This is a genomic window from Microbacterium testaceum (assembly GCF_029761935.1).
Classification (GTDB): domain Bacteria; phylum Actinomycetota; class Actinomycetes; order Actinomycetales; family Microbacteriaceae; genus Microbacterium; species Microbacterium testaceum_A.
This window is the reverse complement of the sequence record NZ_CP121699.1, coordinates 1787426-1801962: the sequence shown is the minus strand read 5'-3', so window position 1 is coordinate 1801962 and position 14537 is coordinate 1787426. Positions and strand designations below refer to the sequence as shown.

Genomic DNA, 14537 nt, shown 5'->3' with positions numbered 1-14537 from the left:
TGTCGGTGGCCCGGGTTACCGTTGGGGGGTGACTTATCCCGGCGCCGCATCCGAGTCGTACGCCGACGCGCCGCCCGAGCCGTACGACCTCCCCGACGACCCCTACGCCGGCGCCGACTGGGACCCCGACCAGTTCGCTCCGCCCGAGGACTTCGACGCGCCGCCGCCGCCGGTCGACCCGTCGTCCCCGTTCGCGCGCGCGGTGGCCGTCACCGGCACCGCGCGAGAGCTCCCGGCCGTTCGCGACTTCACGGGCCGGGACCCGCGCGAGGTCCTGCACGAGGTGTACGGGTACGACGCCTTCCGCGGCGACCAAGCCGAGATCGTGCAGCACGTCGTGAACGGCGGAGACGCCGTCGTGCTCATGCCCACCGGTGGCGGAAAGAGCGTCACCTACCAGGTGCCCGCGCTCGTACGCCCGGGCACGGGTCTGGTCGTCAGCCCCCTCATAGCCCTGATGCACGACCAGGTCGAGGCCCTCATCTCCAACGGCGTGCGCGCGGGCTACCTCAACTCCACGCAAGCGCCCTCCCATCGGCAGGCCGTCGAGCAGGCGTATCTCGCGGGTGAGCTCGACCTTCTCTACGTCGCGCCCGAGCGGCTCAACGGCGCGCAGACCCTGGCCTTCCTCGCGCGCGGTCGGCTCAGCGTCATCGCCATCGATGAGGCGCACTGCGTGTCGCAATGGGGCCACGACTTCCGGCCCGATTACCTCGCCCTCGGCGACCTCGCCGACCGGTTCCCCGATGTCCCGCGCATGGCCCTCACCGCCACGGCCACCCCCGCGACCGCGCAGGAAATCGTCGAGCGGCTGCGCCTGCGCGACGCGCGCGGGTTCGTCGCGAGCTTCGATCGCCCCAACATCCAGTACCGCATCGACGCCAAAGTCGACCCGCGGCGGCAGCTCGTGCAGTTCATCCGCTCGCAGCCCGAGGGCTCCGCCGGCATTGTCTACGCGTTGAGTCGCAAAAGTGTGGAGCAGACGGCGGCCTATCTCAGCGCTCAGGGCCTCGACGCTCTGCCGTACCACGCGGGTCTCGACGCCTCCGTGCGCGCAACCAATCAGTCGCGCTTCCTCCGCGACGACGGCGTGATCATGGTCGCCACGATCGCGTTCGGCATGGGGATCGACAAGCCCGACGTGCGTTTCGTCGCGCACATCGACCTGCCCAAATCGGTCGAGGGGTACTACCAAGAGACCGGCCGCGCCGGGCGCGACGGCGATCCCTCGACCGTATGGATGGCGTACGGTCTGGGCGACGTGGTCCAGCAGCGTCGGATGATCGACCAGTCGCCGGGCGATCGGTCGTACAAGGTGCGTCTCGGCCAGCACCTCGACGCGATGCTCGCCCTCTGCGAGACGGTCGGATGCCGTCGGCAGAACCTCCTCGACTACTTCGGGCAGCGATCCGAGCCGTGCGGCAATTGCGACACGTGTCTGACGCCGCCCGACACCTGGGACGGCCTCGTCGCGGCGCAGAAGCTTCTCTCCACGATCGTGCGGCTGCAGCGCGAGCGCGGCCAGGCGTTCGGCGCGGGACATCTCATCGACATCCTGCGCGGAGCGAAGACCGAACGCATCGCGCAGCAGGGCCACGACCGGCTCAGCACCTACGGCCTCGGCGCCGATCTGTCCGATCAGGACTGGCGCAGCGTCATCCGCCAGCTCCTCGCTCGCGGCATCATCGTCGCGCAGGGCGACTACGGCACGCTCGCCCTCAGCGAGGCCTCGGCCGGCGTCCTGCGCGGCGAGACGCCCGTGCCGTTGCGCCGCGACGCTCTCGGACGCACCGGGGGAGGCGGGGGTGGCAGCCGTCAGCGCACGTCCAGCGCCGACGACGTCGCCGCTGGTGACCGCGACCTGTTCGAGGCGCTCCGCGCGTGGCGCGCCGAGAAGGCTCGCGAGCAGGGCGTACCGGCCTACATCGTGTTCGGCGACGCGACTCTGCGAGCGATCGCGGCCGCGCGCCCGAGCTCGGTCGGCGACCTCGACGGGATCACCGGCATCGGCGCGAAGAAGCGAGAAGCGTACGGCGACGGGATCCTGACCGTCGTCGCCGCGAACTGACGCGACCCGCCGCGCGCCAACAGGCGCGCCGCACGGGGCTCGCCGCCGACCGCGCCCACGGCATCCACTCGGCGCTCAGCGCGCACTCGGGAATGTTGACCACCCACAACGACCCGTCGAGACGAGACGCGGCGTTGTTGTCGGTATCGCACAGGGCGTTTGGGCTCGCGTTGTGGGACATCTACCGTAGTGAGAGTCCTTTGCAACGTCGAAAGGTGCCGAAATGACCGACGCCGCCGTCCGTCCCACCACGCCCGCCACGAGCACGCGTACGCCCGTCGGGGGTGCCCCGACCGCACCGCACAGTGCCGCGGAGGCCTCCGAAGCCCGCATCGACACCGAGCGTGTCACCGACCTGCTTCTCGGCACCTGGGGCGACACCCGTCGCCAGGCGCGCGAGATGATCAAGGATCCCGCCCTGTGGCGCGACGACAGTCTCGGGATGGACGCGCACCGCGAGCGCACCCTCAGCCAGCTGCACCTGCTCGTCCAGAACAAGGCCGTGCACCGCGCGTTCCCCAAGCGTCTGGGCGGCGAAGAGAACAACGGTGCCAACATCGCCGGCTTCGAGGAGCTCGTCGCCGCCGACCCGAGCCTCCAGATCAAGTCGGGGGTTCAGTGGGGCCTGTTCGGCTCGGCGGTCCTCCAGCTCGGAACCCGGGAGCACCACGACAAGTGGCTGCCGGGCATCATGAGCCTTGAGATCCCCGGCGCCTTCGCGATGACCGAGACCGGCCACGGATCCGACGTCTCGGCGATCGGCACGACGGCGACCTACGACCCCGAGACCGAGGAGTTCGTCATCCACACGCCGTTCCGCGGCGCCTGGAAGGACTATCTCGGCAACGCCGCCGTGCACGGCAAGGCGGCAACGGTATTCGCCCAGCTCATCACCCAGGGCGTGAACCACGGAGTGCACTGCTTCTACGTGCCCCTCCGCGACGACGACGGCAACTTCCTTCCCGGTATCGGCGGCGAAGACGACGGGCTCAAGGGCGGCCTGAACGGCATCGACAACGGGCGCCTGCACTTCGACCAGGTGCGCGTGCCCCGCACGAACCTGCTCAACCGCTACGGCGACGTCGCCGCCGACGGCACCTACTCGAGCGACATCGCGAGCCCGGGTCGTCGCTTCTTCACCATGCTCGGCACCCTCGTGCAGGGTCGCGTCTCGCTCGACGGCGCCGCCGCGTGGGCCTCGGCCATCGGCCTCATCATCGCGATCACGTATGGCAATCAGCGGCGCCAGTTCGACTCCGGCAACGGCACCCCCGAGGTGACCCTGCTCGACTACGGCAAGCACCAGCGTCGTCTGCTCCCGCGTCTGGCGACCACGTACGCGCAGATCTTCGCGCACGACGAGTTCCTGCAGAAGTTCGACGGCGTCTTCAGCGGCCGCCTCGACACGGATGCCGACCGCGAAGACCTCGAGACCCTCGCCGCCGCGCTCAAGCCGCTGTCGACCTGGCACGCCCTCGACACCCTGCAGGAGTCGCGCGAGGCATGCGGTGGACAGGGCTTCCTGTTCGAGAACCGCCTCGTGGGCCTGCGCGCCGACCTCGACATCTACGTCACCTTCGAGGGTGACAACAACATCCTGCTGCAGCTGGTCGGCAAGCGACTTCTCGCCGACTACGCCAAGCAGTTCAAGGGCAAGGATGCCAAGCAGCTCGCCGCCTTCGCCGTCGGTCAGACCGCCGGCAAGCTGTTCCACGGTGCCGGGATGCGTCAGCTCGGGCAGGCGGTCAGCGACTTCGGGTCGACGGCGCGCTCCGTCGAGAAGGGGCTCCGCGCCGAGCAGCAGCACGAGCTGCTGGCGGGACGCGTCCAGCAGATGATCGCCGACATCGCCGGGCGTCTCCGTCCGGCATCCAAGCTCTCCCGTGAAGATGCCGCCGCGCTCTTCAACGAGAACCAGGCGCAGCTGATCGAGGCCGCGCGAGCTCACGGCGAGCTGCTCCAGTGGGAGGCGTTCACCGATGCGATCAACCGCATCACGGACCGCGACACCCTGGCGGTGCTCACCTGGCTGCGCGACCTGTTCGGCCTGCAGCTCATCGAGAAGCACCTCGCCTGGTACCTGATCAACGGACGCCTGTCGACGCAGCGCGGCGCGGCCGTATCGAGCTACATCGACCGCCTCTGCACGCGGCTCCGTCCGCACGCGCAGGACCTCGTCGACGCGTTCGGCTACGGCCCCGAGCACATCCGTGCCTCGATCGCGTCGGGCGTCGAAGACGACCGTCAGAACGAAGCCGCGTCGTACTACGCGGCGCAGAAGGCCGCGGGCACCGCTCCGATCCCGGAGAAGAAGCCCGCCAAGTGACGCGCGAAGCGGGCGGCGGTCGGAAGGGGGGCGCCGCCGTCCGCTTCGCGTCTCTTCGCGCTGCCGCGCCGTGTCGGTGGTCGCCTCTAGCCTGAGGTGATGAGCGACGTCCTGATCGGTCTCGACGGCACCGCCCGCTGCGCGTGGGCCGGCGCCGACGCCGAGTACCAGCGGTATCACGACGAGGAGTGGGGTACCGCTCTGCACGGCGACCGTCCGCTGTTCGAGAAGATGAGCCTCGAGGGCTTCCAAGCGGGGCTGTCGTGGATCACGATCCTGCGCAAGCGTCCGCGCTTCCGCGAGGTGTTCGACGGGTTCGACCCCGCCGCGGTGGCGGCGTTCGGCCCCGACGACGTCGAGCGGTTGATGCAGGATGCCGGCATCGTCCGCAACCGTGCGAAGATCGAGGCCGTGATCGGGAACGCCGGCATCGTCGCGGAGATGGCCGAGGGTGAGCTCGACGCGCTCATGTGGTCGTTCGCGCCGGCCGCGCACACCCCGCCCCGCGTGTTCGCCGATGTCCCCGCCGTCACCCCCGAATCGGCAGCCCTCAGCAAGGAGCTCCGCCGCCGCGGTTTCCGCTTCGTCGGCCCGACCACGATGTACGCGCTCATGCAGTCATCGGGCATGGTCGACGACCACGTGGCCGGCTGCTGGCGCGCGGCCGCGTGACGCACCGCTAGACTGGGCTCATCGGGAGCATTCGCTCCCTGCGTCGTCGAACGCACCGGCCCCCTTTACGTTGGGCCTTTGACCTTCACGGCGAACGGATGCGCCACCCGGCGCCTTCGCCCCCTGCAGCCGCAGCATCGCGGCATCCCGAACCGCCGTGCGCGCGTGCGCCGCGGCTGGAGTATTCATGACGTCCCAGACTTTCGCCGACCTCGGCGTGCCCGCCCCCCTCGTCGACGTTCTCGCCTCGCAGGGCAAGAACGACGCGTTCCCCATCCAGGCAGACACCCTGCCCGACACCCTCGCCGGCCGTGACGTGCTCGGCCGCGGTAAGACCGGCTCGGGCAAGACCCTCGCCTTTTCTCTTCCCCTCGTCGCGCGCCTCGCCGGCAAGAACGACCGCCGTCGCGGCCGCAAGCCCCGCGCCCTCGTGCTCGCTCCCACCCGCGAGCTCGCCAACCAGATCGACGAGGTCATCAAGCCCCTCGCCGCGGCCTACGGCCTGGTCACCACCACCGTGTACGGCGGCGTGAACCAGAAGCGCCAGGTCGACGCGTTCAACGGCGGCGTCGACATCCTCGTCGCGTGCCCCGGTCGCCTCGAAGACCTCATCGGTCAGGGCCACGCGAGCCTCGACGACGTCGAGATCACCGTGCTCGACGAGGCCGACCACATGGCCGACCTCGGCTTCCTCCCCGGTGTCACGCGTCTGCTGTCGCGCACGCCCGCCAACGGCCAGCGCATGCTGTTCTCGGCCACCCTCGACAACGGTGTGGACAAGCTCGTCAAGCGCTTCCTGCGCAACGAGGTGCTGCACTCGGTCGACGAGGCGCACTCGCACGTCGCCGCCATGACCCACCACGTGTTCGCCCCCGCCGACGCCGACGCCAAGAAGGAGCTCGTGCAGACGCTCGCCTCGGGCACCGCGCGCCGCATCCTGTTCATGCGCACCAAGCACCAGGCCAAGAAGCTGGCGAAGGCCCTGACGGCCGCGGGTATCCCCTCGGTCGACCTGCACGGAAACCTGTCGCAGCCGCAGCGCGACCGCAACCTCGCCGCCTTCGGCGACGGCCGCGCCAAGGTGCTCGTCGCGACCGACGTCGCCGCCCGCGGCGTCCACGTCGACGGTGTCGAGCTCGTCGTGCACGTCGACCCGCCCGTCGAGCACAAGGCGTACCTGCACCGCTCGGGCCGTACCGCCCGTGCCGGCACCGCCGGTGACGTCGTCACGATCATGCTCCCCGAGCAGCGTCGCGACACCCTCGACATCCTGCGCAAGGCCAAGATCTCGGCCACGCCCACGGCCGTGACGCCGACCTCTCCCGAGGTCGTCGCCCTGGTCGGCGAGGTCGCTCCGTACGTCAAGCCCGAGCCGATCGTCGCGCAGCCTCAGGGCGGCGGACGCTCGCAGGGCGCGAACGCCCAGCGCAAGCGCGCCGAGCGCGCCCAGGGTGCGGACGCCGCATCCGCCGGCGGCGGACGTCGTCGCCGCGGCCGTGGCGCCGGCGGTCCCTCGGCCGATGCCCCCGCCGCTGCGGGCCACGCGCCCCAGGGCGGGCGTAGCCAGGGCCAGCGCTCCGGTGCCGGTCGCGGCCAGGGCACCGGTGGCGGACAGCGCGCCGGAGCGGGCGCCTCGCGTTCGCAGGGCGCGGGCCGTTCGGCATCCGGAACCCCCACGACCGGGATGGTCGTCGGCGCGCGCAGCCCCCGCACGAACCGTCGCGCCCAGGGCTGATCCACGTCACGAGGCCCCCGCAGATCCGTCTGCGGGGGCCTCGTCGTTTCTCTGGTCGTTCACGGGGTTTCGTCGGCGCACGCGGACGGGATCATCGACCCCGGTCCCGGTGCGGGCCGCGACGGCGGTACGGTCGTTTCGCGGGTACTCCGCCCGACCTGGTCGCGGCGGGCTCGAGGTCGACCGTCGAGCATCTTGCGCGGTACGTCGGATTGTGACGTCATCGCCGGGACCTGCGGCCGTTGTGAAGAAAGGAACCGCCCCAGATGACTCCCGGTGAACTCGTCGATCGCTATCTCGCCGCTCTGCAGAACGCCGACCTTGAGGCGGTGTTGGCGCTGTTCGCGCCGCAGGCCCGAGTGAACTCGCCGCTGTACGGGACGCTCGCACCCGAGAACTTCTACCCCGTCCTCTTCGCCGACACGCAATCGTCGAAGCTCACGCTGCGCAGCGTGATGGGAGATCTTTCGGGCGCGCCGATCCTCAGCTTCTGGTTCCGGTTCGACTGGGTGCTGGCCGACGGTTCCCCCGCGCCGTTCACGGTCGTCGATGTGGCTGAACTCGCCCCCGACGGACGCATCGAGACGCTGCACATCGTCTACGACACCGCCGAGGTACGCCAGACGTTCGAGGCGGGGCGCGTCAGCGATCCCTCCTGATCACCGCCCACTCCATCGGGCGGAGACGGCGGCCTCAGCCGCGCGGCGGAAGGGTCGCGTCGTGCAGGTGGCGATCGCCGTGAGAGAGGACTTTGACCATCACGCCGCGTCGACGGAGGTCCGCGACGGCACGCGTCTCGTCCTCGCGCGTCAGGCCGAGAGCGTGCACGCTCGCGACGACGAGAACGTCACCGCGCGTCAGCGTTCCGAAGAACCGGTCGAGTCTCTTCGACCATCCCTCGAGGGTCTCGGGCGCGGGGTGGCGGAAGCCCTCGATCGGCACGCCGAAGCGAGTGAGATCGTCGCGTTGCTGCTTGACGGTCTCCATGTCGGGGCGCGAGACCACGAGGCCGACCAGCCGCGAGCCGGCGGGGCGTGCACGCCACCAGTCGCGATCGCTCTGCAGCTCGGTGAAGCACTTCGGGCACTCGGCCGCCGCGTGCACGAGTGGCACGGGGCGGGTCCCGGCGGCATCCGCAGATGACGGCATCGTCGGGATCGGATCGCTCATGGAAACCTCCGCGTCCATTGTGCCGCACGAGCCTGCGAAACGTCCCCTCTCGCCCGGCGTCCCGCGTGTGACGGGGCATCTCTCGAGAGCGATGTCCGACGCGCTCGCACACTGCCCGAGGCTCGCGCAGCACCGGGCCCGCCGCGGCGGGCCCGGTGGGTTCGGCTCAGTGGGCGGAGTATCCGCCGTCGACGAGGTGGTAACTCCCCGAGATGAACGACGCGTCGTCGCTCAGCAGGAACAGCGTGAGGGCGGCGACTTCGTCGTCCGTGCCGAGGCGGCCGGCGGCGTGCTCGTTCTCGAGGTGGGTCAGAGCCTCGGGCGACAGGCTCGCGCGCACCAGGGGCGTGTCGATGAATCCGGGGCCGACGGCGTTCGTGCGCACGCCCTGGGCGGTGTACTCCAGCGCGGCGACCTTGGTCAGCCCGACGAGGGCGTGCTTGGCCGCCACATAGGCGGAGCTCTGGGCGATGCCCACCGAGCCGAGGACGGATGCCATGTTCACGATCGCTCCGCCACCGGAGGCGACGATCGCGGGCAGCTGGAACTTCAGCCCGTAGAACACGCCGTCGAGGTTGATCGCGCGCACGCGGTCCCACGACTCGATGTCGTAGTCGCCGATGGTCGCGGCCTGACCGCCGATGCCGGCGTTGTTCACCGCCACGTGGAGTCCGCCGTAGGTCTTCTTCGCGAATTCGACGGCCGACTCGGAGTCCTGCCACTTCGCGGTGTTCTGGGCGAACGCGGTGGCGGTGCCGCCGACGACGGTGATCTCCTGGGCGACGCGTTCGGCGGCCTCGAGGTTGATGTCGGTGACGATCACCGAGGCGCCTTCTTTGCCGAGCTGCCGCGCGATGGCGGCTCCGATTCCGCTTCCTCCGCCGGTGACAAGGGCGACTTTCCGGGCGAACCTGCTCATGGGGTACTTCTCTCCCGCAGTCGAGTCACCCCGGCTCTCGCGGTGACCGCATGCGCGTGGATGGAAACCGAAACACCGGTCGCGGTATTCCGCGTCAATCGTCCGCGCCGTCGTCGATGCGCAGCTCGAGACTCAGCTGGTCGGCGTCCAGCTCGGCGAGGGCGTGACGCAGCGCCGCCGTGCTGAAACGCCCGTCGCGGCTCAGCTCGCCCAGGCGCTTGCGCATCGCCTCGATGGAGGCCAGACGCAGCTCCAGCAGGTCTCGCACCCGTGCGTTCGCGTCGTCGTCGTCGTCCGGCGGCTGCACGAGCCGGGCGCCGGCGCGCTCGACCAGGTCGGCGGGGAAGGGCTCGCCGTCGCGCCGCGCGAGCGAGCCCGACTGAACGGCCGTGATCGCGGCATCCCGAAGCTCCGAACTCAGGGCTCGCTGCTCGTCGCGCGTGGGGCCTTCGCCGCCGTCGCCGCTCAGGCCCACGCCGCGCACGACCGGCGACAGCGTCAGCCCCTGCAGGACCAAGCTGAACAGTGCGACGAGGAAGGCGACGAAGATCAGGAGCGGACGTTGCGGGGTGTCCACCGGGAGCGTCTGAGCCGCCGCGAGGGTCACGACCCCGCGCATCCCCGCCCAGACGATCACGGTCCCGTGACGCGCGGTCAAGGGCGAGTCGCGGTAGTAGTCGAGATCGGCCATCGTGCGCGAGATCCGCGCGCGCATCCACCCGATGCGGCGCTCGGTGCGGGCGGGGTCGGCACGCCCCTCGCCGAACTGCTCGGGTGCCTCCCGGTACGCCTCTTCGAAGCGGTCGAGGCGCTGCTGCGCACCCTCGATCCGGTCCTGGTGGCGAACGTGTCGTCGGCTGCGCCGAGCCTGCACCGCGATCAGCCCGGTCACGTACAGCGCGCGCACGAGCAGCACGATCCCGAGCGCGGAGAGGGCGAGCCACGTTCCGTGCCAGAGCCCCTCGTGCTCCCTGAGGTTGGCGACGACGATGTCCTTCAGCTCGAGGCCGAAGACGAGGAAGACTCCGCCCTCGAGGATCAGCTCGACCGTGCGCCAGTTGAGCCTGTCGCTGATGCGTTGCTCCGGGGTGAAGCGCCGCGCCGCGCCCTGGCCGGTGACGATGCCCGCGACCACCGCGGCGACCAGACCGGATCCGCCGAGGTGCTCGGTCGGGAGGTAGGCGAGGAAGGGGATGGTGAAACTCAGCGCGGTGTTCGCGGCGGAGTTCGAGACGCGCTCGCGCACGCGCAGGTTGGCCCAGCCGACGACCGCGCCGAACACGAGGGCGATCATGACGGCCCACGCGAAGTCGGCGAGGGCGTCGCCGAACGCGAATCCCGAAGCCACGGCCGCCACAGCCGTGCGCAGCAGCACGAGAGCGGTGGCGTCGTTGAGCAGGCTCTCGCCCTCGAGCATCGTCACCACGCGCGGCGAGATCCCCAGGCGTTTGGCGATCGAGGTGGCCACGGCATCCGTGGGGCTGAGGATCGCGCCCAGGGCGATGGCGAGAGCGAGGCCGAGACCGGGGATGACGGCCCAGAAGAACAGACCGAGGACGAGCGAGCTGAAGACGACGAGAAGCACAGAGAGCCCCGCGATGGGGGCGAAGTCGCGACGGAACTCGATGGCCGGAAGCTGCACGGCCGCCGAATAGAGCAGCGGGGGCAGAACCCCGACGAGGATGACCTCGGGGTTCACCGAGAACGGTTCGACGAAGGGGAGCAGGCTCACCCCCGCGCCCACCGCCAGAAGGACGAGCGGGCCGGCGACGTTGAAGCGCGGCCCGATCACCGTGGCGAGGGCGACGACCACCACTCCGGCGAGGACGAGGAGGAGGGGATCGATCACCCTTCGAGGCTATCCCTCGGGCTTCGCTCGGCGGAGCGGCACCGGGCCGACGAGACGAGCGGGGTCCTCGATGCCGTCCGGCCCTCAGCTCTCCGCGCGCACGGCGGCGGCCACGGCCTGCAGTCCCGCCAGGGTCTCGGCGAAGCTCGTCGAGAGGGGCGCGAGTCCGATGCGCAGCCCGCGCGGGTCGCGGTAGTCGGGGATGACGTCGTCGCTCCACAGGCGGGCCGTCACCGCCCTCATCGCGGGGTGCGAGAGCGTCACGTGTCCGCCGCGTTCCGCCGGGTCGCGCGGAGAGGCGAGCCGCACGCCGAGCGGACTCAGGATGCCGTCGGCCACCCGCACCGCGAACTCGGTGAGAGCGATCGATTTCGCCCGCACCGCCTCGATGCCGGCAACGTCGAGAAGGTCGAGGGTGTCCTGCATGGCGACCATGGCCAGCACCGGGGGTGTGCCGGAGAGGAAGCGGCGCATGCCCTCGGCGGGGCGGTACTGCGGCCCCATCGAGAAGACGTCGGCGGCCCCCATCCATCCCTGGACCGGCTGGGTCAGGGTCGCGTGATGACGAGACGCGACGTACGCGAACGCGGGGGAGCCGGGCCCGCCGTTGAGGTACTTGTAGGTGCAGCCGACCGCGAGGTCGGCGTTCCACGCGTCGAGCTCGACCGGCACGGACCCGGCCGAGTGGCAGAGGTCCCACAGCACGAGCGCTCCGGCCCGGTGCGCGATCGCGGTCAGCTCGGGTCCGTCGGCGAGGAAGCCCGACCGGTACGAGACGTGGCTCAAGAGCACCACCGCGGTGCGCGGTCCGACCGCGGCGCGGAGGGAGTCGGCATCCACTCCGCGTGCGGTGTCGACCTCGACCCAGACCACGCGCGCTCCCCGTTCTGCCGCGATCCCCTCGACGAGGTAACGGTCGGTGGGGAAGTCGTCGCGCCCGACGACGATCTCGACGCGTTCGGGATCGCGTGCCGTCTGGGCGTCGAGGGCGGCGCGCAGCATCTTGTAGAGCAAGACGGTGGTCGAGTCGCCGATCACCGTCTGACCGGATGCCGCGCCCAGCGCCAGGGCACCGATCCGGTCGCCGATCACGAAGGGCAGTTCCATCCACGTCTCGTCCCACCCGCGGATGAGACGTCCACCCCACTCGTCGGTGACGAAGCGTGCGAGCCGATCGGCGGTGGCGCGGGGAGGCCGCCCGAGCGAGTTGCCGTCGAAGTAGATCAGCGACGTCTCGCTGCCGACGAAGGCGTCGCGGTGGTGCGCGAGGGGATCGGCCTCGTCGAGGTGCCGCGCCTCGGCGGCGAAGGAGTGGGCCGGGACCTCGAGCCGGTCCACGGAGCCGGAGTCGGGAGAGGGGTCAGTCGACACGGGTGAGCTCCTCGGTCGGAACGACGGTCGCCCGGCTGAGCCAGCTCGCGACCTCGTCGTCGTCGGTGGGGGCGGCGCCGGCGACGAAGGTCGAGACGGCGTCGAGAGGCCGGGCACGGGGCCAGGGGTCGGTGAGGGCGGTCACGAGAGCGTCGCCGCGCACGCCCGCCTCGGTCAGGGCGAGCAGCTCGCGTCGATTGACGCCCGCGGGCAACGAGCCGTTGCCGAGGTCCGTGCCGTAGAGCACGCGGCCGCCGCGCGCGGCGAACGCGCGGAGATTCGAGATCGCGCGCTCGCGATCGGCGCCGCGGTGGATGTCGAGCGTCGAGATCCACGCGTGGCCCGCGGCGACGGCGCGCGCCACCTGGCGTCGAGAGACGAGGGCGTCGAAGGGGGCGTGAGCGAGGGCGGTCACGCCCGCATCGATCGCCCGGTCGACCTGACCGGGGCCTTGGGCGTGCGCGACGACGGGGAGGCCCCGCTCGGACGCCGAGGCGACCACGGCGGCGAGGGCGGCGTCGGACAGCACCGGACCGGCGTCGGCGTGGAGCGCGACCTTGATGAGTGACGCTCCGGCATCCGCCTGCTCATCCACCACGGTGCGGGCTCCGCCCTCGACTCCCGGATGCCGCGAAGGATCGGTGACGAACCGGACGATCGACGGCGGAGCCCACGAGCGACCGTCGGGGTACCCGCCGGGGACGGTGAGGAAGGCCCCGGCGAACGCGGTCCGAGGCAGACCGGACGGCCGGCGCGCGAGGGCGAAGGGATCGCCGCCGAGGTCGACCACGGCGGCGATCCCTCGACGCCCGAGGGCCGCGGGATCGATCAGGTGCAGGTGCACGTGGTGATCGACGAGCGCGGGCAACGCGCTTCCCGTTTCAGCGGTGAGCGCGCGCCGCACGGGCCACGCGGCGGAGAGGATCACGCCGTCGCGATCAGATCAGCGACAGCTCGCGGAGCTTGCTCTCGACGTCGGCGTTCGACGGCTCGACGTGGTGGCTGGAGTCGGGGTAGACGACCACCGGGATGCTGGTGCGCCCGGAGATCTCTTTGGCGACGTCGGCCGCGGCGGGGTCGGCCACGAGGTCGATGTACTCGTAGTCGATGCCGAGCTCGTCGAGTTGCTTCTTGGTACGGATGCAATCGCGGCACCAGTCGGCGCCGAACATACGGATGGTTGCGTCGGAGGACATGCCTCCAGCGTACGCCGCAGCGCGACGGTGAGCGCCGGGGGTCAGGCGGTGACTTCGTCCTCGAGGGGCTCGATCGCACGGACGGCCTTGCCGACGCGGCTCTTCTTGGGCGCGTAGACCACGAGGGCGTGGAAGACGAAGCGCACCACGAAGGCGGCGATGAGCGTAAGGGCCGCGGCGATGACGCTGGGCATGTGGGCCTGGCTCACGAGAACCCAGATCACCGGGATGCGCACGATGGCCTCGACGCCGTTGAACGTGAACGACTTGATGAAGCGATGCCGCATGAGGCCGGACTCGGCGCGCATGTCGGCGAACACGAGGTACTCGAGCGCGATGAAGTTCGCGACGATCGTGACGATGCTGGCGATGACCGCGGCGACGAGGTACTGAACGCCGAAGGCCTGCAGGGCCCACATGATCGCGAGGTTGGCCACGGCTCCCAGCCCGCCGACGAGGGCGAACGCCGACATACGTCCGAAGCGGAGCATGGTCAGCTGGGTGAGGAAGCGCATGCCCTGACTGAAGGTCGCCTTGGACTCACCGGCGAACCGGGGGGCGAACGAGAACGGCACCTCGGCCACGCGCATCTGCTTGCGCGCGAGGATCTCGAGCAGGATCTTGAAGCCGCGCGGCTGCAGGGTCTCGATCTCGAGCGTGCGGCGGTCCACGAGGAAGAAGCCCGTCATCGGGTCGGTGCAGTTGTTGAGCTTCTTGGGGAACATCGCCTTGGTCAGCAGCGTCGACGCGCGCGACACGGTGGTGCGCACCGCATTGGCGAGACCGTCGGAGGTACCGCCGGCGACGTAACGCGAGGCGACGACGACGTCGGCGTCGCCGACCTCGGCGCGCGCGAGCATGTCGGCGATGACCTCGGGCGGGTGCTGCAGATCGCCGTCCATGACGACGCAGCGGTCGGACTCCGCGGCACGGATGCCCTCAACCACGGCGCCGCCGAGACCGCCCACCGGGTTGTCGCGGTGGATGAGGCGGACGGGGACCTCGGATGCCGCGGCGACGGCCCGGATGATGTCAGGGGTGTCGTCGGTGGAGTCGTCGACGAAGATCACTTCGACCGTACGACCGAGCAGCGCGTGTGTCGTCCGTCGGACGAGCTCGGCGACGTTCGGACCTTCGTTGAAGGTCGGAACGATGACGGAAAGGTCCATAGCAGCTCGCGTTTTCTCGGTAAGACAGAAGTGAACAGCGCAGAGCGGTCGGCGCGTGCCCG

At 70.6% G+C, this 14537-nt stretch carries 12 protein-coding genes; 5 read left to right on the top strand and 7 right to left on the bottom strand.

Annotated features, from left to right (window positions below; genetic code table 11):
* The first annotated feature begins 28 nt into the window (after nucleotides 1-28).
* From recQ to QBE02_RS08730, 5 genes are all read left to right on the top strand, one after another.
* Complete coding sequence (gene recQ / locus QBE02_RS08750) at nucleotides 29-2068, top strand: DNA helicase RecQ (RefSeq protein WP_279365382.1); 2040 nt, start codon at nucleotides 29-31, stop codon at nucleotides 2066-2068.
* A 223-nt stretch (nucleotides 2069-2291) separates the two neighbouring features.
* Nucleotides 2292-4394: an acyl-CoA dehydrogenase gene (locus QBE02_RS08745; protein WP_279365381.1), complete on the top strand. Its 2103-nt coding sequence runs from the start codon at nucleotides 2292-2294 to the stop codon at nucleotides 4392-4394.
* A 99-nt stretch (nucleotides 4395-4493) separates the two neighbouring features.
* A complete protein-coding gene (locus tag QBE02_RS08740; RefSeq protein ID WP_279365380.1) occupies nucleotides 4494-5066 on the top strand; it encodes a DNA-3-methyladenine glycosylase I in 573 nt (190 codons plus the stop codon).
* A gap of 187 nt (nucleotides 5067-5253) precedes the next feature.
* Entirely contained in the window at nucleotides 5254-6801 is a 1548-nt protein-coding gene (locus QBE02_RS08735; protein ID WP_056225904.1) for a DEAD/DEAH box helicase, read from the top strand.
* 266 nt (nucleotides 6802-7067) lie between these two features.
* Nucleotides 7068-7460 carry a nuclear transport factor 2 family protein gene (locus QBE02_RS08730; RefSeq protein WP_279365379.1) on the top strand — a complete coding sequence of 131 codons (393 nt, stop codon included), beginning with the start codon at nucleotides 7068-7070 and terminating at the stop codon, nucleotides 7458-7460.
* Nucleotides 7461-7494: 34 nt separating this feature from the next.
* Here the strand turns inward: QBE02_RS08730 and QBE02_RS08725 are convergent, their stop codons facing one another.
* The 7 genes from QBE02_RS08725 to QBE02_RS08695 all read right to left on the bottom strand — a co-directional run bounded on the left by QBE02_RS08725 (nucleotide 7495) and on the right by QBE02_RS08695 (nucleotide 14475).
* Nucleotides 7495-7971, bottom strand: a complete 477-nt coding sequence (locus QBE02_RS08725; protein WP_279365378.1) for a dehydrogenase — start codon at nucleotides 7969-7971, stop codon at nucleotides 7495-7497.
* A 166-nt stretch (nucleotides 7972-8137) separates the two neighbouring features.
* Nucleotides 8138-8890, bottom strand: coding sequence for an SDR family NAD(P)-dependent oxidoreductase (locus tag QBE02_RS08720; RefSeq protein ID WP_279365377.1), 753 nt, complete (start codon nucleotides 8888-8890; stop codon nucleotides 8138-8140).
* Nucleotides 8891-8984: 94 nt separating this feature from the next.
* Nucleotides 8985-10739, bottom strand: coding sequence for a cation:proton antiporter (locus tag QBE02_RS08715; RefSeq protein WP_279365376.1), 1755 nt, complete (start codon nucleotides 10737-10739; stop codon nucleotides 8985-8987).
* 84 nt (nucleotides 10740-10823) lie between these two features.
* Entirely contained in the window at nucleotides 10824-12077 is a 1254-nt protein-coding gene (locus QBE02_RS08710; protein WP_279367876.1) for a kynureninase, read from the bottom strand.
* Between the two features lie 22 nt (nucleotides 12078-12099).
* Entirely contained in the window at nucleotides 12100-13038 is a 939-nt protein-coding gene (locus tag QBE02_RS08705; RefSeq protein WP_279365375.1) for a hypothetical protein, read from the bottom strand.
* Nucleotides 13039-13048: 10 nt separating this feature from the next.
* Complete coding sequence (locus QBE02_RS08700; RefSeq protein WP_056225922.1) at nucleotides 13049-13306, bottom strand: glutaredoxin family protein; 258 nt, start codon at nucleotides 13304-13306, stop codon at nucleotides 13049-13051.
* A gap of 41 nt (nucleotides 13307-13347) precedes the next feature.
* Nucleotides 13348-14475 carry a glycosyltransferase family 2 protein gene (locus tag QBE02_RS08695; RefSeq protein ID WP_279365374.1) on the bottom strand — a complete coding sequence of 376 codons (1128 nt, stop codon included), beginning with the start codon at nucleotides 14473-14475 and terminating at the stop codon, nucleotides 13348-13350.
* Nucleotides 14476-14537: the final 62 nt, after the last annotated feature.